This is a genomic window from Neoroseomonas lacus, from assembly GCF_014644535.1.
In the GTDB taxonomy this organism is placed as follows: domain Bacteria; phylum Pseudomonadota; class Alphaproteobacteria; order Acetobacterales; family Acetobacteraceae; genus Neoroseomonas; species Neoroseomonas lacus.
In genome coordinates this window covers 303,573-325,318 of the sequence record NZ_BMKW01000008.1, presented here as the reverse complement: position 1 = coordinate 325,318, position 21,746 = coordinate 303,573, and the positions used below count along the sequence as shown (strand labels likewise).

Annotated in this window: 22 protein-coding genes; 9 read left to right on the top strand and 13 right to left on the bottom strand. The window is 69.6% G+C overall.

Going from position 1 to position 21,746, the window contains the following annotated elements:
• Nucleotides 1-28: 28 nt before the first annotated feature.
• Complete coding sequence (locus tag IEY36_RS17535; RefSeq protein WP_188968989.1) at nucleotides 29-556, top strand: hypothetical protein; 528 nt, start codon at nucleotides 29-31, stop codon at nucleotides 554-556.
• A 132-nt stretch (nucleotides 557-688) separates the two neighbouring features.
• On the opposite strand, the gene smpB is transcribed toward IEY36_RS17535, so the two are convergent.
• Nucleotides 689-1,183 carry an SsrA-binding protein SmpB gene (gene smpB / locus IEY36_RS17530; protein ID WP_188968987.1) on the bottom strand — a complete coding sequence of 165 codons (495 nt, stop codon included), beginning with the start codon at nucleotides 1,181-1,183 and terminating at the stop codon, nucleotides 689-691.
• 158 nt (nucleotides 1,184-1,341) lie between these two features.
• Entirely contained in the window at nucleotides 1,342-2,220 is an 879-nt protein-coding gene (dapA, locus tag IEY36_RS17525; protein WP_188968979.1) for a 4-hydroxy-tetrahydrodipicolinate synthase, read from the bottom strand.
• A gap of 109 nt (nucleotides 2,221-2,329) precedes the next feature.
• Between dapA and IEY36_RS17520 the strand changes: the two genes are divergently transcribed.
• The 6 genes from IEY36_RS17520 (at nucleotide 2,330) to IEY36_RS17495 (ending at nucleotide 8,528) form a co-directional block, all read left to right on the top strand.
• Entirely contained in the window at nucleotides 2,330-4,303 is a 1,974-nt protein-coding gene (locus IEY36_RS17520; protein WP_188968977.1) for a lytic transglycosylase domain-containing protein, read from the top strand.
• A complete protein-coding gene (locus tag IEY36_RS17515; protein ID WP_188968975.1) occupies nucleotides 4,300-5,151 on the top strand; it encodes an alpha/beta fold hydrolase in 852 nt (283 codons plus the stop codon). Before IEY36_RS17520 ends, IEY36_RS17515 begins: the two co-directional genes overlap by 4 nt.
• Complete coding sequence (locus tag IEY36_RS17510; RefSeq protein ID WP_188968973.1) at nucleotides 5,148-5,597, top strand: phosphatidylglycerophosphatase A family protein; 450 nt, start codon at nucleotides 5,148-5,150, stop codon at nucleotides 5,595-5,597. Before IEY36_RS17515 ends, IEY36_RS17510 begins: the two co-directional genes overlap by 4 nt.
• A gap of 2 nt (nucleotides 5,598-5,599) precedes the next feature.
• Entirely contained in the window at nucleotides 5,600-6,082 is a 483-nt protein-coding gene (locus IEY36_RS17505; protein WP_188968971.1) for a CinA family protein, read from the top strand.
• A 364-nt stretch (nucleotides 6,083-6,446) separates the two neighbouring features.
• Nucleotides 6,447-7,046, top strand: coding sequence for a YcbK family protein (locus tag IEY36_RS17500; RefSeq protein ID WP_188968969.1), 600 nt, complete (start codon nucleotides 6,447-6,449; stop codon nucleotides 7,044-7,046).
• A gap of 372 nt (nucleotides 7,047-7,418) precedes the next feature.
• Nucleotides 7,419-8,528 carry a DUF2252 family protein gene (locus IEY36_RS17495; protein WP_188968967.1) on the top strand — a complete coding sequence of 370 codons (1,110 nt, stop codon included), beginning with the start codon at nucleotides 7,419-7,421 and terminating at the stop codon, nucleotides 8,526-8,528.
• A gap of 318 nt (nucleotides 8,529-8,846) precedes the next feature.
• On the opposite strand, the gene IEY36_RS17490 is transcribed toward IEY36_RS17495, so the two are convergent.
• Entirely contained in the window at nucleotides 8,847-9,914 is a 1,068-nt protein-coding gene (locus tag IEY36_RS17490; RefSeq protein ID WP_188968965.1) for a threonine aldolase family protein, read from the bottom strand.
• 77 nt (nucleotides 9,915-9,991) lie between these two features.
• On the opposite strand from IEY36_RS17490, the gene IEY36_RS17485 reads away from it, so the two are divergent.
• Nucleotides 9,992-10,549, top strand: a complete 558-nt coding sequence (locus tag IEY36_RS17485) for an amino acid synthesis family protein (RefSeq protein ID WP_188968963.1) — start codon at nucleotides 9,992-9,994, stop codon at nucleotides 10,547-10,549.
• A 7-nt stretch (nucleotides 10,550-10,556) separates the two neighbouring features.
• Entirely contained in the window at nucleotides 10,557-11,426 is an 870-nt protein-coding gene (locus IEY36_RS17480; RefSeq protein ID WP_188968956.1) for a glycosyltransferase 61 family protein, read from the top strand.
• A 9-nt stretch (nucleotides 11,427-11,435) separates the two neighbouring features.
• Here IEY36_RS17480 and IEY36_RS17475 read toward each other — a convergent pair whose 3' ends face one another.
• The 10 genes from IEY36_RS17475 to IEY36_RS17430 form a co-directional block, all read right to left on the bottom strand.
• Nucleotides 11,436-12,080: a glutathione S-transferase family protein gene (locus IEY36_RS17475; RefSeq protein WP_188968955.1), complete on the bottom strand. Its 645-nt coding sequence runs from the start codon at nucleotides 12,078-12,080 to the stop codon at nucleotides 11,436-11,438.
• Between the two features lie 106 nt (nucleotides 12,081-12,186).
• Nucleotides 12,187-12,669 (bottom strand): type II toxin-antitoxin system RatA family toxin, encoded by a 483-nt coding sequence (locus IEY36_RS17470; RefSeq protein ID WP_188968953.1) that lies wholly within the window; start codon nucleotides 12,667-12,669, stop codon nucleotides 12,187-12,189.
• Nucleotide 12,670: 1 nt separating this feature from the next.
• Entirely contained in the window at nucleotides 12,671-13,645 is a 975-nt protein-coding gene (gene lipA / locus IEY36_RS17465; RefSeq protein ID WP_188968951.1) for a lipoyl synthase, read from the bottom strand.
• A gap of 123 nt (nucleotides 13,646-13,768) precedes the next feature.
• Nucleotides 13,769-15,163, bottom strand: a complete 1,395-nt coding sequence (gene lpdA, locus IEY36_RS17460) for a dihydrolipoyl dehydrogenase (RefSeq protein WP_188968949.1) — start codon at nucleotides 15,161-15,163, stop codon at nucleotides 13,769-13,771.
• A complete protein-coding gene (locus IEY36_RS17455) occupies nucleotides 15,163-15,651 on the bottom strand; it encodes a GNAT family N-acetyltransferase (protein WP_188968947.1) in 489 nt (162 codons plus the stop codon). Before IEY36_RS17455 ends, lpdA begins: the two co-directional genes overlap by 1 nt.
• Nucleotides 15,652-15,688: 37 nt before the next feature.
• Nucleotides 15,689-16,975: a pyruvate dehydrogenase complex dihydrolipoamide acetyltransferase gene (locus tag IEY36_RS17450; RefSeq protein ID WP_188968945.1), complete on the bottom strand. Its 1,287-nt coding sequence runs from the start codon at nucleotides 16,973-16,975 to the stop codon at nucleotides 15,689-15,691.
• An 18-nt stretch (nucleotides 16,976-16,993) separates the two neighbouring features.
• Complete coding sequence (locus tag IEY36_RS17445) at nucleotides 16,994-18,373, bottom strand: pyruvate dehydrogenase complex E1 component subunit beta (protein ID WP_188968943.1); 1,380 nt, start codon at nucleotides 18,371-18,373, stop codon at nucleotides 16,994-16,996.
• 1 nt (nucleotide 18,374) lies between these two features.
• Complete coding sequence (gene pdhA / locus IEY36_RS17440; RefSeq protein ID WP_188968941.1) at nucleotides 18,375-19,397, bottom strand: pyruvate dehydrogenase (acetyl-transferring) E1 component subunit alpha; 1,023 nt, start codon at nucleotides 19,395-19,397, stop codon at nucleotides 18,375-18,377.
• A gap of 156 nt (nucleotides 19,398-19,553) precedes the next feature.
• On the bottom strand, nucleotides 19,554-21,257 hold the full coding sequence (locus IEY36_RS17435; RefSeq protein ID WP_188968939.1) for a mucoidy inhibitor MuiA family protein: 1,704 nt from the start codon (nucleotides 21,255-21,257) through the stop codon (nucleotides 19,554-19,556).
• A gap of 83 nt (nucleotides 21,258-21,340) precedes the next feature.
• Nucleotides 21,341-21,625, bottom strand: coding sequence for an FtsB family cell division protein (locus IEY36_RS17430; RefSeq protein ID WP_229681386.1), 285 nt, complete (start codon nucleotides 21,623-21,625; stop codon nucleotides 21,341-21,343).
• Nucleotides 21,626-21,746 lie beyond the last annotated feature (121 nt).

Genomic DNA, 21,746 nt, shown 5'->3' with positions numbered 1-21,746 from the left:
GAAGGGCGGTAGAAGCCTGGCAGCACGCATGCCGAGGTCCCGCCTGTCCGCCGCAACGCCCCTGCCCGGCGCCGAGGAGCCGATCGCGACCTTGGCGCGGCGCCTGCGCGAGACCACCAGCGCAACGCGCCTGCTTGCCGCCTGGTGCGCCGAGCGGGGCATCGGCGAGGGCCCGATCCGGGCCGAGCGCCATCCGGCCCTGCCCACCCCGCCCGAGGCCGCCGCCATCGCCGTGCTGCTTGAGGCGGACCGCACCACGCCGCTGCGCCATCGGCGGGTGACGCTGTGGCGTGGCGCTGCCGCCCTGTCGGATTGCGACATCTGGTGGCTGCCGGGGCGCATCGCGCCGTCCATGCGGCACGCGCTCGACACCACCGACCGGCCCTTCGGCCTCGTCGTCGAGGCGCTGCATCCGACGCGGCGCACCCTGGCCGAGGCCCTGCTGCCCGGCGGCGGCGCGCATGTGCTCGACCATCGCGCGCTGCTCCTGGCCGGCTCCCCGCCACGTCCCTGTGCGCTGGTGCGCGAGCGCTACCGCCGTCGGCTGGTCGAGTAATGCCGCCTGGCCCTTTCCGATGACCCCGTCACCGGAGAGGCGAACGGCATGGCGCGCAGCGTTGGTGTGCCGGCGTCGCGGCAAAACACGACGCTGATACAGGGCTGTCGGAAGGCCGGCCGGTAGCAGGGCCTATTCCCGGCCCTTGTTGCGCATCATGCGCGACTTGTCGCGCTGCCAGTCCCGTTCGGCGATCGCCGCGCGCTTGTCGTGCTGCTTCTTGCCCTCGGCGACGCCGAGCAGGATCTTGGCCAGGCCGCGTTCGTTGAAGTGGATGTCGAGCGGGACAATGGTCGCCCCCTCCCGCGACATGGCCCCGGCCAGGGATTCCACCTGCTTGCGGTGCACCAGCAGCTTGCGCGGCCGGCGAGGCTCGAAATGCGAGACGAATGACCCCGCCTGCCATTCCGGGATGTAACAGTTGAACAGCCACATCTCGCCGTCGCGCTCGCCGGCCCAGGCTTCGGAAAGCGTGGCGCGGCCGGCGCGCAGGGATTTCACCTCGGGACCGACCAGCTGGAGGCCGGCCTCGATCGTCTCGCCGATCTTGTAGTCATAGCGGGCCTTGCGGTTCTGCGCGGCGATGCCGTGAGAAATGAGGCCCTTCTTCTTCGGTGGTGATGCCATTTGCCTTGCCCTCGAATGACGGGCGGCGGCCATCCGGCCGCCTTGCCTTCGCGCCCTGCACTGTTGCGCCGGATACCCCGGGCGGTCTGGGCGCGGTCGCGCTGTGCGCTCGCGGCCCGGGGCTGCTGCCTCGGACCGTGTGTCCGCCATGGTGTCAGTTAGTTCAACAGCCCCACCGAGACCATCGCCTCGCGCACCCGCGCCTTGGAGGCCTCGCCCACCGGGGCGAGCGGCAGGCGGCAATGGTCGCTGCTTTTCGCCAGCAGGGACGCCGCATACTTCACCGGACCCGGGGAGGTCTCGCAGAACAGCGCGTCATGCAACGGCACCAGGCGGTCCTGGATCGCCATCGCCTCGTCCAGCCTGCCGTCGCGCCAGGCCTTGTGCATCTCGGCACACAGCCGCGGCGCGACATTGGCGGTGACGCTGATGCAGCCCACCCCGCCCGAGGCGTTGAACGCCAACGCCGTGTGATCCTCGCCCGAAAGCTGGATGAAATCCTCGCCGCAGGCGCGCTTGGTGTGCAGCGGCCGGGTCAGGTTCGCCGTCGCATCCTTCACGCCGATGATGTTCTTGTGCTTGGCCAGCCGCCCCATCGTCTCGACCGACATGTCGACGACGCTGCGGGCGGGGATGTTGTAGATGAACATCGGGATGTCGGCGGCATCGGCGATCGCCGAGAAATGTAGGAACATCCCTTCCTGCGTCGGCTTGTTGTAGTAGGGCGTGACCACCAGGATCGCATCCGCGCCGGCGTGCTGGGCATGCTGCGCGAAGTCGACCGCCTCGGCGGTGGAATTGCTGCCCGCGCCGGCGATCACCGGCACACGGCCGCCCGCGGCCTCGATGCACAGCTCGACCACGCGCTTGTGCTCGGCATGGGACAGAGTCGGGCTCTCACCGGTGGTGCCGACCGGGACGAGGGCTTCGGTGCCCTCGGCGATCTGCCATTCCACCAATTCCTTGAAGGCTTTCTCGTCCACGGATCCGTCGGCACGCATCGGCGTGATCAGCGCGACCATCGAACCCCTGAACATAGCACCTTCCTCCAACGTTTCAGGCCTTGAGGCGGCAACCTAGGCGTCACCCATCGCCGGGACAAGGCCAGCGCGACAAGCGGGGGCAGGATCGGGTAGGAAGGCTCCCATGCGCCGCTTGCTCCTCCTCGCCTCGCTCGCCCTGTCCCTCCCGCTGGCCCTGCCCGCCGCAGCGCAGCCCTGGGCGCCCGAACCGGCACGCGCCGCCGGCCGCCAGGCGCTGGCCGCCGCCTCGGCCGGACGCTGGGCAGAGGCTGACAGCTTCGCCGCCGCGGCCGACCCGCTGGCCGCGAAAATCGCCCTGTGGCTGCGGCTGACCAACCGTGCCGCACCGGCCTCGGCCAATGAACTCGTCGCCTTCATCGGCGAGAATCCGGACTGGCCCTACCCGGACACGCTGAACCGGCGGGCCGAGATCGCCCTCGCCACCGATGGCGACGACGCGCTGGCGCTGCGTCATTTCACTCGCAACCCGCCGCGCAGCCTGGCCGGCGTGCTGCGTTACGCCCAGGCGCTGCAAGGCGCCGGCCGCCCCACCGAGGTGCAGGCCGTCATCCGTCGCGGTTGGGTCGAGACGCAAGGCGACGTGCTGACCGAGGAAGCCCTGCTGCAACGCTACGGCGCGCTTCTTTCCGCCGACGACCATTGGCGCCGCTTCGACCACCTCGCCTTTGCTCGTGACTTTGCCGGCGCGGCGCGCGAGGCCGGCCGCCTGGCTGACCCACAGGCCAGTGCCGCCGCCGCGCGGCTTGCCCTGATGCGCGACGACGACAGCGCCCTGGCGGCCACCCCCACCGATATCGGCTGGGCCTATGAACGCGCCCGCCTGCTGCGCCGGCGCGAGCGCGACGCCGAGGCCGCCGTCGCCTGGGTCGCCGCCGAGCCGTTGCAGGCCGGGCTGCAGGGCGACGCCGCGCGCGCCGTCTGGGTCGAGCGCAATATCCTCGCGCGCAAGCTGCTGCGCCTCGGCCAGCCGCGCGAGGCTTACCGGACTGCCGCCGCGCATGGCCAGGCCGAACCTGGCGAACCACGCGGCGAGGCCGAGTTCCTCGCCGGCTTCATCGCCCTGCGGCGACTGGAGGACCCGGCCGCCGCGCAGCGCCATTTCGCCATGGTCGGGCAGGACAGCCGCTCGGTCATCACCCGGGCGCGCTCGGCCTATTGGCAGGGGCGCGCGCTCGCCGCGCGCGGCGATACCGCGCGGGCGCGGGCGCAATACGCCGCCGGCGCCGACCTGCCGGTCGCCTTCTATGGGCAGCTCTCGGCGCTGGCGCTGGGCGATGACGCGGCGGCCTTGTCGGCCCGCATCCTGCGCACCCCCGCACCGCCGGTGACGCCGCCGCGCGCGGTGGATTTCGCCGGGCGGGAACTGGCGCGCGCCGTGCTCACCCTGGCCGACCTCGGTGATTCGCGGCGGGCGCGCATCTTCCTGCTGCGTATCGAGGACCTCGCGGCCGATGGCACGGACCGCATGCTTGCCGCGCGGCTCGCCTACCATATCGGCCGGCCTGACCATGCTGTGTGGATCGCTCGCCGCGCCGGGGCCGATGGCGACATCATCCTGCCCGAGGGCTGGCCCGCGCCCTATTCGCCGCCGGTCACCAGCCCGGAGCCGGCCTACATCAACGCCATCACGCGGCAGGAGAGCAATTTCGACACCGAGGCCGTCAGCGGTTCCAATGCGCGCGGGCTGATGCAGTTGCTGCCCTCGACCGCCGCGCAGGTCGCCCGGCAACTCGGCGTGCCCTACCAGGTCGGCCAGCTGACCGGCGATCCGCAGGCGAATATGCGGCTCGGCGCCGGGTATCTCGACCAGATGCTCAATCGCTATGGCGGGGCGCTGCCGCTCGCGGCGGCGGCGTACAATGCCGGACCGGGGCGCGTCGACCAGTGGCTCGGCACCTATGGCGACCCGCGCGGGACCGATGTCGACATGATCGACTGGATGGAACAGATCCCGTTCAACGAGACCCGCAACTACGTCCAACGCGTGGTCGAGAACGCCGTGGTCTATCGGGCCTCCGACGGTGCCGCCGCGTCGCGGGACCATCCCCTGGCGACCTATCTGCGGCAGGCGCCGTGACCGGCCGCCGCGTCGAGTTCGCCGCGCATGACGGGCTGCGCCTGGCCGCGACCGACTGGCCCGGCGCGGCCGACCGCACGCCGGTGCTGTGCTTGACGGGCATCTGCCGCACCGCGCTCGACTTCGCGTCGCTGGCCGGGCGCCATGCCGGGGCGCGTCGGGTAGTGGCGCTGGATTATGCCGGCCATGGGGAAAGCGCCCGGGCCACCGACCCGAGTCGCTACCGGCCGGAGGCGCTGATCCGCGACGTGATCGATGCGATGGCGGCGCTGCATCTGCATCGCGTCGCGCTGGTCGGCACCTCCTTCGGCGGGTTGGCTGCGATGGCGATCGGAGCGATGCGCCCGGCCGCGCTGGCCGCCGTGGTGTTGAACGACATCGGGCCGCATATCGAACCCATGGGGCGCGCGGCGGTGGTCGAGCTGATCGGCTCCGACCCATCCTTCACCTCCCTCGATGCCGCCACCGTCTGGCTGCGGCAGCGCCACCCGGCGCTGGCCGTGCTGGATGACGCGGGCTGGCGCGCCTTCACCGCCCGCACCTATGCCGAGGGTGCTGACCGGCTGTGGCACCCGCGCTGGGACATCCGGGTCGGCCAGCAGGCGGTCGGCGACGCGGCCGGTGCGCCGCCCGATCTCTGGCCGTTTTTCCACGGGCTGGGGCGGCTGCCGCTGATGCTGGTCTGGGGGCAGGAAAGCCACCTGCTGAACGCCGACACCGTCGCCACCATGCGCCGCGCCAGGCCGGACATGCGCGTCGTCTCGCTGCCCGGCACCGGGCATGCGCCGACGCTGGAGGAACCGGCCGCCATCGCTTCGCTCGACAGCTTCCTGGCCGCCTTGCCGTGAAGGCTGCGCAGCTGGTCGCGACGGTCGGCGGCGTCGGCTGGATCCGGGTCGCGCCAGGCACCTGGGGGTCGCTGGTCGCGCTGCCCGCGCTGCTGCTAGGGCGGTGGTGGATCCTGGCCCTCGCCCTGCTCGTCGGCGCGCTGGGCTGGGTGGCGGTGCGCGAGGTGCTGCGCGGCCGGCCGAGCGACGACCCGGGCTGGATCGTGGTCGATGAGGCGGCCGGGATGCTGCTCGCCCTCGCCGCGCTGCCGGCCGGGGCCGGCTGGCTTGGTGCCGCGGTCGCCTTCGTGCTGTTCCGCGGCTTCGATATCCTCAAGCCCTGGCCGGTGTCCTGGGCGGATGGGCTGCATGGCGCAACCGGCGTCATGCTGGACGATATCCTCGCCGGGGCGATCGTGGCCGCCCTGTTGATGCTGTTCGGCGTCTTCTTGCCCGGAGTGCTGTGACCATGCTGCCCGATCAGACCATCGACCAGGCGCGCACGCTGCTGAGCGCGCTGGAGACGCGCGGCGAGACCCTCGCCACGGCGGAATCCTGCACCGGCGGGCTGATCGCTGCGGCACTCACGGCCATCGCCGGGTCCTCGACCGTCGTGATGGCCGGCTTCGTTACCTATTCGAACGAGGCCAAGGTGCGGATGGTTGGGGTGCGGCAGGCGACGCTCGACGCCCATGGCGCGGTGAGCGAGGCGGTGGCGCGCGAGATGGCCGAGGGGGCGCTGGCACAGGCCGAGGTGGATGTCGCGCTGTCCTGCACCGGCATCGCCGGGCCAGGCGGCGCCACGCCGGGCAAGCCGGTCGGGCTGGTGTTCATCGGCTGCGCGCGCAAGGGCGCGGCGACGGTGGTGGAACGGCACGTCTTTCCCGGGGACCGCGGGGCGGTGCGGGCGGCGACGGTGGCGGCGGCGTTGGACATGGCGATGCCACGGTAGCGTGGCGGGAGGGCCGGCGACGCGGCGTGGGCGGCACAGCCGGCGATGGCTGTGGTCGAAGTCCTTGGATTCGCATACTTTAGGATTTTAGGATTTTATTCGTTCAGCGCTACTGCGGCATGCGGGCAGGAAATTCCTCTCTGATGATTCGAACATAACCAGAACATTGGCGGAAATCCAGGGGCATCGCCGACGGACGCTTCATTGACGCGGGTCGCCGGCTGGGCCTGGCGCCAGCGCCATGGCGCTCCGGCAGGTATGCGCCAGCACCCGGCGCGGCGTGACGGCCACACCTGCCGTGCACCTTCCGCGCGACTCGATCGCCCGATTGCACCCGTCACCTGCACGGGCGCACATTCCAAAAATGATTAACAATCCGATAAAGCGCGCCGGGTGCCCGCGGCGGCGTGCCCTACTCGCCGGGATTGGCGCCGCCGCGGTCAGTGGCGGCGCGGCGCGGGCCGACCTGCTCAATGCCGGCATCACGCCGCCGGCACCCGCCATCCTGCGACCGCGCGACCGCTGGCTGTGGCTGCAGAACAATGCCGGTGAGGAGGTCGCGCTCGCCTACCGCACCGGGCAGGACTACAACATCGGCGCCATGGCGCGGCTGCAGAATCTGTTCCGCGACCTGCGCGAGGATGCCCCAGGGCCGATCCCGGGGCTGCTGCTGGACATGCTCTCCCTGGTGCAGGAACGGCTCGGCTATACGCGGCCGCTGCGGCTGATCTCGGGCTACCGCACGCCACAGACCAATGCCTCGCTGCCCTATGCGGCGCCGAACAGCCTGCATATGCAAGGCAAGGCCGCCGACATCGTGGTGCGGGGGATGCCGCAGGCGGAGGTTCATGCGCAGGCGGCGCTGCTGTCGAACCATCTCGGGTTCATGGGCGTCGGCTGGTACGGGTCCTTCACCCATATCGATATCGGGCCGAAGGCATCGTGGACGCGGATTCTCGACTGACATCGTGGCGGCGACCTTCGCTGGGTTTTCAGCGGCCGGAACCGACAAGCCGGCCGCCGGCGCCAATCAGAGGTGGCCAGGAACGACCTTCGGCATCGGGACGCCGGAGCGGATCCCGACTAGGCGGAACCCGTGGCCGGGTGATGATGGCCGCAAGAACAACAACCTGGGGTCGATTTCGGGAGCGGGCGCGAGAGGCATCCGCGCCGGGCGTCCATCCTCATCCGGCCATGCGCCGACCGGATCCAGGATGGGCGATGACGCGGCGCGGTTCCACCGGCCCAGACGACGCCCGGCCGGATGACGGCAAGGTTGTCGTCGTCTGCGCGAATATACCCACGTATATTTCGCGCCGGACCCGGAGCATCGCGCATGGCATCGATCGTTGCGGCAGAAGCCGAGTATCGGGCCTGGCTCCAGGGCCAGCTCGGCCGCGAGTTCCGCGCCAAGGATTACGAACGCCGCCTCGCCAGGATGGCCGAGGGGCCCTTTCCGTTCCTGCGCGCGACCTATTGGCGCTGGTGCGACTATCCGCTGGGCTTCTCCAGGCACCGGCGCGTGCTGTCGGTCGGCGACATCCATATCGAGAATTTCGGCACCTGGCGCGATGCCGATGGGCGCCTCGTCTTCGGCGTCAATGACCTCGACGAAGCGGCGGTGATGCAATGGCCGCACGATCTGGTGCGGCTGCTGGCCAGTGCGCGGCTCGCGGCACAGGATCGCGTGCTGGGGCCCGGTATGACCACCATGGCGCGCGCGCTGCTTGCCGGCTATCGGCACGGCCTCGCCGAGCGTCGGCCGGTGATCCTCGATGGCACGTCCGGGCTGTGGGACATGCTGGTGCTGACCAGCGTTGCCGCGCACCAGGCCTTCTGGGCGGAGGAACGCCGTGACCTGAACAAGCGCCGCGCCAGGCCGCCGGCGCGCTATCGCGCCGCGTTGCGCGACGCCTTCCCGCCCGGTGCCGAGCTCGGCGAACCCTATGCCCGCAAGGCAGGGACCGGCAGCCTCGGCCGGCCGCGCTTTGCCGTCATCGGCGAGTATCGCGGCGGGCCGGTGCTGCGCGAGGTGAAGCGGCTGCTGCCGTCATCCTGGAGCGTCAGGATCGGCGAGGAGCCGCCGCGCAACCGCACCAGGGAAGCCGCGTCGCTGCCGACCCGCGCGCCCGACCCGTGGTTCGCCGTGGTCGGGGCGATCGCCGTGCGGCGGCTTTCGCCCAACAACCGCAAGATCGAGATCGACAAGGCGGAGACCGACCCGCCCTGCCTGCCGCTGCCGCTGCGGCCGGAGGTGCTCTACGCCATGGGGCGCGACATCGGGGCGATGCATGGCGCGCGGGCCGAGGATGCGGAGGCGATCGCGGCGTCGCTCGAAGCCGAGCATCCGGGCACCGCGTGGCTGACCAACCGGGCGGAACGGCTCGCGGAGATCGTCGAGCGAGATCACGCCGAGTGGAAGGGGAGCCGGGGGACGGCGGACTGAGGGCGGCATTGGAGAGGGGCCCTGCCCCGCTCCAAACCTCACCTCGCCAGGGTGCCGAGCACCCTGGAGCGCCGAAACCGGGTGCCGAGCCTGGCAGCGCGCGCGTCGGGGACGGTGCCCGACAGTTACAGGCCATGGGGCGCGTCGCAATGCCTGCCTCGCCGTCACGCCCGCCCTGCTTCAGGCAACAAGAAATAGGTGTCCACAGGCCCTCAGGCCTTTGGTGGGTGAGGTTCGGAGAGGGCAAAGCCCTCTCCGGTCCCGCCCTCCGCCGCCGGGCTCGGCTTCGACCCGGTGCGAAGTCGCGTGCCGCTGCTGTCAGGCTGCCGCCAGCGCCGTACGGATTTCGCTAACCGCTTCCTCGATCATCGGCGCGGTCACGTCGAGATGCGTGCAGGCGCGCACGCGGCCGCCGAGGCCGGAGACCGCGACGCCGCGCATCTGCAGTTTTTCCTGCAGCGTCGCGACATCCATCCCGGTGCCCTTGATGTCGAAGAACACCAGGTTGGTGTCGGGTTCCTCGACCACCACGCCGGGGAGCTGGCGCAGGCCGCGGGCGAGCGCCTTGGCGTTCGCGTGGTCATCGGCGAGCCGGTCGATGTTGTTGTCCAGCGCGTAGAGGCAGGCGGCAGCGCAGATGCCGGCCTGGCGCATCGAACCGCCGAGGCGCTGCTTCCAGCGCCAGGCGCGGCCGATGAATTCCTCGTCGCCGCACAGCACGGCGCCGAGTGGGGCGCCGAGGCCCTTGGTGAAGTCGAGCCAGACGCTGTCGTAGTTGGCGACCATGTCCTTGGCGGCGATGCCGGCGCCGACGCAGGCATTCATCAGCCGCGCGCCGTCCATGTGGGTGGACCAGCCCTGTTCATGCGCGACATCGGCGACGGCGTTGAGCTGGGCGAGCGGCCAGATCGCGCCGCCGCCGATATTCGCAGTCTGCTCGACTTCCAGCAGGCGCTGGGGGGGCGCGTAGCGGGTTTTCGGGCGGATCGCGGCGCGCACGTCGTCGGCGGTGAACATGCCGCGCGGGCCGCGCATCGGCATGATCTGCACGCCGGTAAGCGCGGCATGGGTGCCGCCTTCGGAATGCAGGATGTGGCTGGTCTCATGGGCGATGACCTCGTCGCCCTTGCCGCAATGGGTGAGGATGGCGATGACGTTGCACATGGTGCCCGACGGCAGGTACATCGCCGCCTGCTTGCCCATCAGCGCCGCCATGCGGTCGCACAGCTCGTGCACCGTGGGGTCGTCGCCGTGCTGCTCGTCGCCGACCTCGGCGCGCATCATCGCTTCCTTCATCGCGGGCGTCGGGCGCGTCTGCGTGTCGGAGTAGAGGTTGATGCGGGTGGGCGGGGCGCCGGCGGGCGGGCGGTTCGGAGCGTGGACCATGTGGTCATCTTCCTGCGATGCGGTTGCGCGCAGGATGCCCCCGGCGCCACGATCCGGCCAGAGGGAGGAGCCCCATCATGGTCGAGATCCGCAAGGTGTCGTTGCTGCGCGAGGAAGCCTTCGGCGAGATGAGCCACGCGGCCAAGCGTCCGGTGGTACGGGCCGTCGCGCTCATCGCCATCCAGAATCCCTTCGCCCGGCGCTTCGTGGGCGACCTGACGGAGTTGGTGGATGCCGGTGCGGCCCTGGCGCAGCGATTCGCCGCCGATCTGGTGAAGATGCTGCACGGCCCGCCGGTGTCCTACGGCAAGGGGGCCATCGTCGGCTCGATGGGGGAGTTGGAGCACGGCCATGCTCTCTTGCATCCGCGCATGGGGGCGCCGTTGCGCGCGGCGATCGGCGGCGGTGCGGCGTTGATCCCGTCCTCCGTCAAGATGGGCGGGCCGGGCACGGCGCTCGACCTGCCCCTCGGGCACAAGGATGATGCCTGGTCGCGCGGGCATTTCGACGCCATCACGGTGATGATGGGCGACGCGCCGCGGCCGGAGGAGATCTTGGTGGTGATGGCGCTGGCCGATGGCGGGCGACTGCTGCATCGGATTGGCGAGGGTGCGCCGCGCGGCGCGACGGCCTGACCGGATCGTGACCATCGCCCCATTGCCGGATGCCGGGCCGGAACCGATGCAGCGGCTCATCGTCGTGCCGGCCCATCAGAGCGGCTCGGTCCAGCATTTCTATCATTTCCTGTTCGGGTACCTGCTGCCCTTCATCGAGCATTGCCATGCACTGCGCGGCACGCACCGCTTCCTGCTGCGCGACTGCGGCCCGATGAATGGATTGTTGCGGGAGCTGGACGGCTTCGCGATCAACATCGTCGCGGCCAATCTCGTGCTGAACAGCCTGGTGGGACTGAATTCGGCCGTAGGCAACCTGCCCAAGATCATTCTGCCGGGCTTCGACAGCCCGGCGACCTATGCGCGGCCGCGCTTCCTGCAGATCCGTCGGATCGTACAGGATCTCTATGGACCTCGAATCGCCGCGGCAGCGGCGCGCCATCCTCTCGCCGCCTCGGAACGCTTCGTGCTGGTGATCGATCGCGCCCCCCCACATCCATTCTACAACACGGCCGCCTCCGAGAATCGTTCCGCCGGGGCAGCGCGGCGCAGCGTTCCGAACATGGCCGAGATCCACGCCGCCATCGCCGCGCGGCACGACGCCGCGCTGATCCGCCTGGAGGATTGCTCGCTGTTCGAGCAGATCCACCTGTTCTCCCGGGCCTGGCGGGTGGTGGGCCAGCATGGCGCGGGGCTCGCCCACATGCTGTGGGCGCCGAGCGGGGGTGGGCTTGTGGAGATCCTGCCCAATCCGGGGCGGCGGCCGGTCCAGGCGGTGCCAAACGGTACCTATTTCCGCAACCTCTGCAACGCGCTTGGCCTCGCCTGGCATGTCGTGCCGCAGGCTGACGCCCACGGCCGCGTCGCACCGGAGGAGATCTTGGCCGCCATCGCCTGACCTCCGGCGTCAGCCAGCGAAATGCCTCGCCCAGACCGGGGCGATGCGCGGCCGTGCGGCGACGGCGCGGCCCAGCGCGGCGAGCTTCGGGCAGGCTACCGGCAGCCAGTCCCGCCCGCCAAGCCAGCGCGACAACACGGCGAGGTAGATGTCGGCAATGGTGAAATGCGCGCCGAGCAGGTACGGCGCCGCGGCATCGCCGGCCAGCCCCGCCTCGGCTTCGATCAGCCGCCAGAGGTCGCGATACATCTCCCTTGCGCGGGAGCGTATCTCCTCGGCGTGGCTGGGCTCGGCGCTAAAGCGTTCGGGGTAGTCGGCACGGGTGACGTGGGGGTAGCCCTCGGCGCCGGCGAGCACCATCCAGCGCAGGACGCGCGCACGCTCGGCGGTTCCGGGCGCGGGCAGCAGCGCCGCCTCGGGGTGGCGATCGGCGAGCGTCAGCAGGATGGCGAGGGATTCGGTGAGCACCGTGCCGTCCGGCAGCAGCAGCGTCGGGATGCGGCCCATCGGGTTGAGGCGGCGATAATCGGCGGCGAGTTGCGCGTCGGTGGTCAAGGGAACCGCGCGCAGTTCGACCGGCACGCCGATCTCGGCGAGCGCCATCTCGACCGGGGCCGAGCCCGATCCCTTGTCGCCGTAAAGGACGTAGCTCATGGGCGCAGGATGGCGTGCCGGTCGCGGGCGCGCCATTGCAAAGCGCTGATGCGGGCCATCAACAAGACTGAAGATCAGGCCGCGGCGCGCGGGGTGGTGGCGCCGTTCAGCCCGATGAAGGCGCCGGCGTCGCCGAGCCGCCGGCCACGGGCGCCTGGCTGCGCCCGTACAGCATCATCGCCCGGCGTTCGAAGGCGCGCACCATCAGCCGCACCGCTTCGTTGAACACGACGCCGATGGCCATTTGCAGGATGCGGCTCTTGAATTCGAAATCGACGAAGAATTCGACCTCGCAGCCCTGCGGCAGCGGGCGGAAGCGCCAATGGTTGTTGAGGTAGCGGAACGGGCCTGTCTCATAGGTGACATGGACATGGTCGGGGCGTTCGAGCGTGACGCGCGAGCGGAAGGTCTCGCGGAACATCTTGAAGCCGATGGTGAGGTCGGCGATCAGTACGGTCTCTGTGCTGGAGAGCACACGCGCGCCGACGCACCAGGGCAGGAATTCCGGGTAGCGGCGCACGTCCGCGACCAGGTCGAACATCTGTTCGGGCGTGTAGCGCAGGATTTTGCGCTCAGCATGCGTCGGCATCTCAGGCGGTGGCGAGGCGCCCGGCCCGCGCCTCCCGCAACGCCGCGAAGTCACGATCGGCATGGTAGGATGAGCGCGTCAGCGGCGTCGACGACACCAGCAGGAAGCCCTTGCCACGCGCGGCGGTGGCGTAGTCGGCGAATTCGTCGGGGGTCACGAAGCGGTCCACCGCGGCGTGCTTCACGGTTGGCTGGAGATACTGGCCGATGGTGAGGAAATCGACATCCGCGCTGCGCAGGTCGTCCATGACCTGCAGCACCTGCAGGCGCTCCTCGCCGAGGCCGACCATGATGCCGGATTTGGTGAAGATGGTCGGGTCGAGTTGCTTCACACGGTCGAGCAGTCGCAGCGAATGGTAGTAGCGCGCGCCGGGGCGGATGGTCGGGTACAGGCCGGGCACGGTTTCGAGGTTGTGGTTGAACACGTCCGGGCGGGCCCGCACCACCACTTCCAGGGCGCCGTCCTTGCGCAGGAAGTCGGGCGTCAGGATCTCGATGGTCGTCTCGGGGGCGGCGGCGCGGATGGCGCGGATGGTCTGAGCGAAATGTTCCGCGCCGCCATCCTTGAGGTCGTCGCGGTCGACGCTGGTGATCACCACATGGCGCAGGCCGAGCGTCGCCACCGCCTCGCCCACCCGGCGAGGCTCGTCGGCATCCAGGGCATTCGGCAGGCCGGTCGTGATGTTGCAGAAGGCACAGGCGCGCGTGCAGATCTCGCCCATGATCATCATGGTGGCGTGACGCTGCGACCAGCATTCGCCGATATTCGGGCAGGCGGCTTCCTCGCAGACCGTCACCAGCTTGCTGTCGCGCATCAGCTTGCGCGTCTCGTGGTAGATCGGGTGCGTCGGCGCCTTGACCCTGATCCAGGACGGCTTGCGCTGGATGGGGTTGTCGGGGCGATGCGCCTTCTCCGGGTGCCGGTCGGCGCCCGTGAGAGGCTTGCGGTGGTCGATCTCGATACGCGTGGTGCTCATGGATTGCCCTCAAGCCCGGTTATATAGGCCCAGCGGACGCGAACGGGGAGGGCTCCGCCCTCCCCATACCCCTCCCGTCGGGAGAAAGTATTCCCCCGAATCCCCCTTCTATTTTTGCCTGCTTTAGATGTGCAGGACCTTGCCGTAGGCATCGAGCACCGATTCATGCATCGCTTCGGACAGGGTCGGGTGGGGGAAGACCGTGGCCATCAATTCGGCTTCGGTCGTCTCCAGGGTGCGGGCGATGCCGTAACCCTGGATCATCTCGGTGACTTCGGGGCCGACCATGTGGGCACCGAGCATGGCACCGGTCTTGGCGTCGAACACCGTCTTGATGAAGCCTTCCGGTTCGCCCAACGCGATCGCCTTGCCATTGCCGATGAAGGGGAAGCGGCCGACACGGACCTCGTGGCCCGCCGCCTTCGCCGCGGCCTCGGTCATGCCGACGCTCGCCACCTGCGGGCGGCAATAGGTGCAGCCCGGAATGTTCCCGACATCCATCTCATGCGGATGCAGGCCGGCGATGGCCTCGACCACGATCACGCCCTCATGCATCGCCTTGTGGGCGAGCCAGGGCGGGCCGGCCAGGTCGCCGATGGCATAGACGCCGGGCTCACCCGTCCGGCCGAAGGCGTCGATCACCACATGGGTGCGGTCGACCTTCACCTTGGTGCCTTCGAGGCCGAGGTCCTCGACATTGCCGACGATGCCGACGGCCGAGATCAGGCGGTCGGCCTTGATCTCTGTGACCTTGCCATCGACTTCGACGATCGCCGCGACACCGCCGGCTTCCTTCCGCACGCCCTGCAGCTTGGCGCCGGTGATGACCTTCATGCCCTGCTTGGTGAAGGCCTTGGCGACGAAGGCGGAGACCTCGGCATCCTCGACCGGCAGGATGCGGTCCAGCACCTCGATCAGCGTCACCTCGGAACCCATGTTGAGGTAGAAGGAGGCGAATTCGGACCCGATCGCGCCGGAGCCGATGACGATCAGCTTCTTCGGCAGGGCGTCAGGGACCAGCGCCTCGCGATAGGACCAGATCAGCTTGCCGTCGGGTTCCATCCCCGGCAGTACGCGTGCACGGGCGCCGGTGGCGAGGATGATGTTCTTGCCGGCGACCTCGGCGACCGGCTTGCCGTCCTTGCTGACCGCGACCTTGCCCGGGCCGGCGAGTTTCGCATGGCCGTCGAACACCGTGATCTTGTGCTTCTTCATCAGCCCCTTCACGCCGGAGGAGAGCTGGTTGGCGACATTGCGCGAGCGCTTGATCACCTTGGCGAAGTCGAAGCGCGGATTGTCCACCGCGAAGCCGTAATGGTCGAGGCTGTGCAGCATGTGGTTGATCTCGGACGCCTTGAGCAGCGCCTTGGTCGGGATGCAGCCCCAGTTGAGGCAGATGCCGCCGAGATTTTCGCGCTCGACCAGCGCGACCTTCATCTTGAGCTGCGCGGCGCGGATCGCGGCGACATAGCCGCCGGGACCACCGCCCACCACCACCAGGTCGAATTGTTCGGCCATCACGTCGCCTCCACTGCGAGGGATTTCAGCGCATCGCCGGACAGGCGACGGGTGATCCATTCCTTGAGAGCCTGCGCGCCCATCGCGTCATAGGTGGCGATGGCGGGTGTGTTCCAGTCGAGCACGTTCCAGGCGAGACGGCCTCCGCCTTCGGCGAGCGTATCGGTCGCGAGCCGCGCGAACAGCGCCTTCGCGATGCCGCGGCGGCGGAATTGCGGTTCCACCCAGAGGTCCTCCAGCCACCGGCCCGGCTTGGCGAGGAAGGTGGAGAAGGTCCAGTGGTAGAGCGCGATCGCCGCCGGTTCACCGCCAACCTCCGCGACCAGGCAGCCGGCGCGCTGGGGGCTGCCGAAGATCGCGGCGTGGAAGTCGGGCTCGGTGCCGACGGCTTCGTGCGCCAGCTTCTCGAATTCGGCCAGCGCGCGCACGAAACGCGCGATGGTCGGGATGTCGGCCGGCGTGGCTTCGCGGATGCTGAGGTGGGGCATCCGGTTCACGCTGCCGATGCGCGGATCGGATGCCTGGTCACAGCATCAGGCTCAGCGGGTCCTCGATGGTGCGCTTCAGCGCCTGGATGAATTCCGCCGCCAGCGCGCCGTCGATGACACGGTGGTCGACGGACAGCGTGCAGGTCATCACCGTGGCGATGGCGAGCGCGCCATCCTTCACCACCGGCTTCTGCAACCCGGCGGAGACCGCCAGGATGCCGGCCTGCGGCGGATTGATGATCGCAGAGAAGTCGCTGACGCCATACATCCCCATGTTGGAGATGGAGAAGCCGCCGCCCTGGAATTCCTCGGGCTTCAGCTTGCCGGACTTGGCGCGCGCGGCGAGATCCTTCATCTCGCCGCTGATCGCGGCGAGGCCCTTCTTGTCGGCGCTGCGCACGATCGGCGTGATCAGGCCTTCCGGGATCGACACCGCCACCGAGATGTCGACGTCGTGGTACTGGATGATCGCGTCATCGGTCCAGGAGGCGTTGCAGCCCGGGAAGCGGCGCAGCGTCGCGGCGGTCGCCTTGATGACCAGGTCGTTGACGCTGAGCTTGTAGGCGCCCGGCCCATCCTTCGGCGAACGGGCGTTGAGGTCGGAGCGCAACTTCAGCAGCGCGTCGATCTCGATATCCATCGTCACGTAGAAATGCGGGATGGTCGCCTTGGATTCCGACAGGCGGCGGGCGATCACCTTGCGCATCGTGCTGTTCGGCACGGCGGTATGCGGCGCGGTGGTGGTGAAGGGTGTTGCGGCCGGCCTCGGTGCCGGTGCGGCGGCTGGCGCGGCGGCAACCGTCGGCGCGGCGGCCGGGCCACGCGACAGTGCGGCCTCGACATCCGACTTCACGATGCGGCCATTGGGGCCGGAGCCCTTCAAACCCGCCAGGTCGAGCCCCGCCTGCTGCGCCATGCGCCGCGCCAGCGGCGAGGCAAAGACGCGGTCGCCACCGGATGGCGGCAGCGGCTGCGGGTTCAACGCAACCGGAGCGGCCGACGGTGCCGCGGCGGGCGCAGGTGCTGCGGCGGCCGGCGCCGACGCGGCGGCCGGTGCGGGCGCGCCCGACGGCACCGCCTCGCCCTCATCCACCAGCACGGCGATCACGTCGTTCACCTTCACGCCCTGCGCGCCATCCGGCACCAGGATCTTGCCGAGGATGCCCTCATCCACGGCCTCGACTTCCATCGTCGCCTTGTCGGTCTCGATCTCGGCGATGACGTCGCCGGATTTGATGCGGTCGCCTTCCTTCTTGAGCCAGCGCGCGAGGTTGCCCTCGGTCATGGTGGGCGAGAGGGCCGGCATCAGGATGTTCGTGGCCATGGATCGTTCCCCCGCGCCTTACTTGTACGTCACGCTTTTCACTGCATCGACCACCTGTTCGAGGCGGGGCAGCGCGAGCTTCTCGAGGTTCGCGGCGTAGGGCATCGGGATGTCGAGCCCATGCACGCGCACCGGCGGCGCATCAAGGTGATCGAAGCAGGCCTCGACCATCTGCATCGCCACCTCGGCACCGATGCCGGCGAAGGGCCAGCCTTCCTCCAGCGTGACCAGGCGGTTGGTCTTGCGCACGGAATTCGCGATGGTCTCGGTGTCGAGCGGGCGGATCGAGCGCAGGTTGATCACCTCGGCGCTGATGCCCTGTTCGGCGAGCTTCTCGGCCGCCTGCATCGCCATGCCGACCATGATGGAGAAGGCGACGATGGTCACGTCGGTGCCTTCGCGCTCCACCTTCGCCTTGCCGATCGGCAGGATGAAGTCGTCATCGGTCGGGCACTCGAAGGTGTGCCCGTACATGATCTCGTTCTCGAGGAAGATGACAGGGTTCGGGTCGCGGATGGCGGCGCGCAGAAGGCCCTTCGCATCGGCCGCATTCCACGGCGCGAGCACCTTCAACCCCGGGCAATGCGCGTACCAGGAGGCATAGCACTGCGAGTGCTGAGCGGCGACGCGGGAGGCCGCGCCGTTCGGCCCGCGGAAGACGATCTGGCAGCCGAGCTGGCCGCCCGACATGTACAGCGTCTTGGCGGCCGAATTGATGATCTGGTCGATCGCCTGCATCGAGAAGTTGAAGGTCATGAACTCGACGATCGGCTTGAGGCCGGTCATCGCGGCACCGACCGCCATGCCGGTGAAGCCGTGTTCGGTGATCGGCGTGTCGATCACGCGCTTCGCGCCGAATTCGTCGAGCAGGCCCTGGCTGATCTTGTAGGCGCCCTGGTACTGGGCGACTTCCTCGCCCATCAGGAAGACGTCCTTGTCGGCGCGCATCTCGGCGGCCATGGCGTCGCGCAGCGCGTCGCGCACGGTGATCGGCTTGGTCGGACCCCAATCCTTCTCCGCCGAGGGCGGCGGCGTGTGCGGCGCGGCGGGGACGGTGCCTTCCATCCGCTGCCTGGTGCCGGAATCGGCGATCATCTTCTCATTCTCGCGCGGGTTCTTGTTGGTGATCCCGTGCATGGTCTGCGCCGCAGCGCCGGCGCCGCCATCCAGCTCGGCGATGGGGCTGTTCACCGCCACACCCTCGGTGCCTTCCGACACCAGGATCGAGGTGATGGTGCCCTCATCGACGGCCTCGACTTCCATCGTCGCCTTGTCGGTCTCGATCTCGGCGATGACGTCGCCGGACTTCACCGCGTCGCCTTCCTTCTTGAGCCAGCGCGCCAGCTTGCCCTCGGTCATGGTCGGCGAGAGCGCCGGCATCAGGATCACGGCACCCATGTCACTTCGTCTCCACGAGAACGTCGGTCCACAGCTCGGACTCCGGCGGCTCCGGGCTCTGCTGCGCGAAATCGGCGGCGTCCTGCACGATCGCCTTCACGTCGTCGTCGATCACCTTCAGCTCGGCCTCGGTGGCGGCGAACTGGTCGACCAGCAGCTTGCGCGCGGTCTCGATGCAGTCCGAGGTCTCGCGCATCTTCTGCACTTCCTCGCGCGTGCGGTACTTGGCGGGGTCGGACATGGAATGGCCGCGATAGCGGTACGTCTTCATCTCAAGGAGGTACGGCCCCTTGTTAGCGCGGCAATAGGCTGCGGCGCGCTCGGCGGCCTCGCGCACGGCGACCACATCCATGCCGTTCACCTGCTCGCCGGGGATGCCCCAGGCGGCGCCGTTCTGCGACAGGTCGCGCGAGGCGGAGGCGCGCTCGACGCTGGTGCCCATGCCGTATTTGTTGTTCTCGATGACGTAGATGCAGGGCAGCTTGAACAGGGCGGCGAGGTTCATGCTTTCATAGACTTGGCCCTGGTTGGATGCGCCCTCGCCGAAATAGGTGACGGCGATGGCGCCATCCTCGCGGTACCAATTGGCGAAGGCGAGGCCGGTGCCGAGGCTGACCTGGGCGCCGACGATGCCGTGCCCGCCGTAGAAGCCCTTCTCGCGCGAGAACATATGCATGCTCCCGCCCTTGCCCTTGGAATAGCCGCCGATGCGCCCGGTCAGCTCGGCCATCACGCCGCGCGCTTCCATGCCGGTGGCGAGCATGTGCCCGTGGTCGCGATAGGAGGTGATGACCTCGTCGCCCGACTTGAGGCACATCTGAACGCCCACCACCACGGCTTCCTGGCCGATATAGAGGTGGCAGAAGCCGCCGATCAGCCCCATGCCGTAGAGCTGGCCCGCCTTCTCCTCGAAGCGGCGGATCAGCAACATGTCCCGGTAGGCCTTGAGCAGGTCGTCGCGCGCGATCGGCGGCTCCTTCCCCTTCCCACGGCGCTTGCTGGTGGTCTCCGTGGCCTGGGCCATGCGGCGTCTCCCTCGGGAAGGCTGTCTGTCGCCTATTAGGCGCGCGACGACAGATTTCGCAAGTCAGACTGCGCGAAAATCCTTCTATTGCAATGCAATAAGACGTTTAACCGAATTTCGGTTAAGTGTCTCAAACGCCGCGATCTGCCCCCGGAATCAGGGGCGTTGCAGGCCCTGCACCTGGCGGTCGCGTGGCAGGGTCACGGTGTAGCCGAAGCGGATCCGGCGTTCCTGCTGCGGCGCCATGGTCAGGGTCCAGGCCACCACGCCGGGGCGGTCGTCAACATCGCGTGCCGTAGGCGCCGGGTCCGCCTGCATGGCGACGGTCAGGTCGGCGTCGGAGGAGACCGGCAGCTGGTCCTCCACGGTCACGTCGATCGGGCGGGCGTGGAAGCTGCGCAGGGTGATCAGCGCCTCGAAGCTCTCGGTGTTGCTGCGCCCGGTCAGCAGGCTGCCTTCCTGCGCCCGGCGGCGCGCCTGGGGTTCGTAGGCGACGCGCAGGCGGTCATCGGCACCGAAAGCGAGCGACACCTCCTCCCCCGCCCGCAGCAGCGGCAGGGAGGCACGGCCGACGAAGACGCCGTCGAGATACAGCGACGCCGCGCCCGGCAGCGTCGGCGCGGCGACCGCGTGGGCAAAGCGCGCCCGCAGGAAGGCACGCGGCGCGACGCGCGGCACGGTGAAGGCCGTGACGGTCGCGGCGGCGTCCATGTCGGCGATGCGGACGCGTCGTTCGCTGCCATCGGCGCGCACCGTGGCGCGACCGGGGATGACGTATTCCACCGCGAAGCCGGCGGCCTGCACGGTGGCGGTGACGGCCTGGGCCTCCTGCCGCGGCGGCGGGGGCGGAGCTGCGGTCATCGGCGCGGCGGGGGCGACGCCGCGTGTCGCCATGCCGCCGGACAGCCGGTCGCGCGCGGCGTTTTCACGCTGCAGCGCCGCCGGGTCGACCAGCGCGATGCGCCAGGGCGAGAGCCTCGGCGGCGCGGCGCCTTCGGCCGGGCGGGCGGTGGACAGCGTCAGGGCGACGTCGGTCCAATCCTCCCCGGTGGTCTGGGCGACGATCGCTTCCTGCCGCAGGGCGACGCGCCCGGCTTGGCTGTCGAGCCGTGCCTCATAGACCGGCAGCCAGCGCGCGCCGGGGATCTGGTAGGCGACCTGCAGCTCCAACCGCGTGGGCGCGGCGGCCTGGACGCTGACGGCGATTTCCAGCGCACCCGGCGGCGGGCCGCCGAGCATGCCGATCTCGGCCTTCAGCGCCTCGCGCCGCTGCTCGGCCTGATGGCGGTCGGCCTGCAGGCGGCGGGTGGCCTCGCCGGCCTCGGCGGTGCCCTCGCGCACCGCATCCCAGGCGTTGCGCCAGGCGGCCGGGTCGGCCGACAGGCGTGGCGGCGGCTCATTGGGCGCGGTCGGCTGGCGCTGGGCGGTGACGAAGCCGCCGGCGAGGCGTTCGATCAGGCGCAGCTGGGCGGCCTGGGCGGCAATCTGCACATCAAGGGTGGCGATGGCCTCATCCAGGGCGCGCTGCTGCGCTTCGAGCCCGGCGCGGCGTGCATCGACATCGCGGCGGTCGAAGCTTGCCTGGCGCAGTTCGACGGCGCCGATGGCGACCGCGCCGCTCGCCTGGCCGCGCGCCGTCACGCTGTCGCGCAATACGCCGGTCGGCACGCCCGAGAGCACCAGCAGGCTGACCCCGGCCGGCAGATCGACCGTGCCGCGGCGGGTGACGGTCGCCTGTTCGGGATAGACGGTGACCGCCGCCGGCGGCGCGTCGAGCGCGATGCGGCGCGGCTGGTCCTGGGCGATGGCGGGCAGCGCCAGCGGCAACAGGGCAAGGGCGACAAGCAACGGGCGTCGCATGGCGGCGGCCTCCATCATTCGCAGCAGGATTGGCCTTGATGGCGCGGCCACGCAAGCGCGGCGGCGTGACGGGCCTCACAGGATCAGTAGAGGCGGCGTTCCGGCGCGTAGGGCACGACGATCTCGTCGCGGCCGACCATGTTCAGCAGGGCGCGGGCGCGTTCGTCGAGCTGGTCGCGATCGACACGGTCACCGCGCAGGCCGGTGACGCGGCGTTCGATGGCGTCGCGATCGGCTTCGGCATGGGAGAGTTCCGCGCGCGCGGCGGCGATGTCGGCCAGGCGCTGCTCGCGTGCGATCAGCCCGCGGTCGCCATGCATGGCATGCCAAGCGAAATAGCCCGACAGCGCCATGAACAGACATGGCATGGCGATGGCTTGGAAAAAGCGCCTGAGGAACCGCAACGCAAACACCTGATGTTTGGCGACTTTGTGATTCTAAGCACCACGGCGAATCCGTGTCACGCGGTTCGACCAGGAAATCGGCGCA

Coding starts and splice junctions, on each gene's coding strand:
- pdhA (WP_188968941.1), bottom strand. CDS start 19,397: ATGGCCCAGGCCACGGAGACCACCAGCAAGCGCCGTGGGAAGGGGAAG.
- smpB (WP_188968987.1), bottom strand. CDS start 1,183: ATGGCATCACCACCGAAGAAGAAGGGCCTCATTTCTCACGGCATCGCC.
- IEY36_RS17435 (WP_188968939.1), bottom strand. CDS start 21,257: ATGCGACGCCCGTTGCTTGTCGCCCTTGCCCTGTTGCCGCTGGCGCTG.
- lipA (WP_188968951.1), bottom strand. CDS start 13,645: ATGAGCACCACGCGTATCGAGATCGACCACCGCAAGCCTCTCACGGGC.
- IEY36_RS17475 (WP_188968955.1), bottom strand. CDS start 12,080: ATGAGCTACGTCCTTTACGGCGACAAGGGATCGGGCTCGGCCCCGGTC.
- lpdA (WP_188968949.1), bottom strand. CDS start 15,163: ATGGCCGAACAATTCGACCTGGTGGTGGTGGGCGGTGGTCCCGGCGGC.
- IEY36_RS17495 (WP_188968967.1), top strand. CDS start 7,419: ATGGCATCGATCGTTGCGGCAGAAGCCGAGTATCGGGCCTGGCTCCAG.
- dapA (WP_188968979.1), bottom strand. CDS start 2,220: ATGTTCAGGGGTTCGATGGTCGCGCTGATCACGCCGATGCGTGCCGAC.
- IEY36_RS17520 (WP_188968977.1), top strand. CDS start 2,330: ATGCGCCGCTTGCTCCTCCTCGCCTCGCTCGCCCTGTCCCTCCCGCTG.
- IEY36_RS17505 (WP_188968971.1), top strand. CDS start 5,600: ATGCTGCCCGATCAGACCATCGACCAGGCGCGCACGCTGCTGAGCGCG.
- IEY36_RS17535 (WP_188968989.1), top strand. CDS start 29: ATGCCGAGGTCCCGCCTGTCCGCCGCAACGCCCCTGCCCGGCGCCGAG.
- IEY36_RS17455 (WP_188968947.1), bottom strand. CDS start 15,651: ATGCCCCACCTCAGCATCCGCGAAGCCACGCCGGCCGACATCCCGACC.
- IEY36_RS17500 (WP_188968969.1), top strand. CDS start 6,447: ATGATTAACAATCCGATAAAGCGCGCCGGGTGCCCGCGGCGGCGTGCC.
- IEY36_RS17430 (WP_229681386.1), bottom strand. CDS start 21,625: ATGCCATGTCTGTTCATGGCGCTGTCGGGCTATTTCGCTTGGCATGCC.
- IEY36_RS17445 (WP_188968943.1), bottom strand. CDS start 18,373: ATGGGTGCCGTGATCCTGATGCCGGCGCTCTCGCCGACCATGACCGAG.
- IEY36_RS17490 (WP_188968965.1), bottom strand. CDS start 9,914: ATGGTCCACGCTCCGAACCGCCCGCCCGCCGGCGCCCCGCCCACCCGC.
- IEY36_RS17485 (WP_188968963.1), top strand. CDS start 9,992: ATGGTCGAGATCCGCAAGGTGTCGTTGCTGCGCGAGGAAGCCTTCGGC.
- IEY36_RS17450 (WP_188968945.1), bottom strand. CDS start 16,975: ATGGCCACGAACATCCTGATGCCGGCCCTCTCGCCCACCATGACCGAG.
- IEY36_RS17470 (WP_188968953.1), bottom strand. CDS start 12,669: ATGCCGACGCATGCTGAGCGCAAAATCCTGCGCTACACGCCCGAACAG.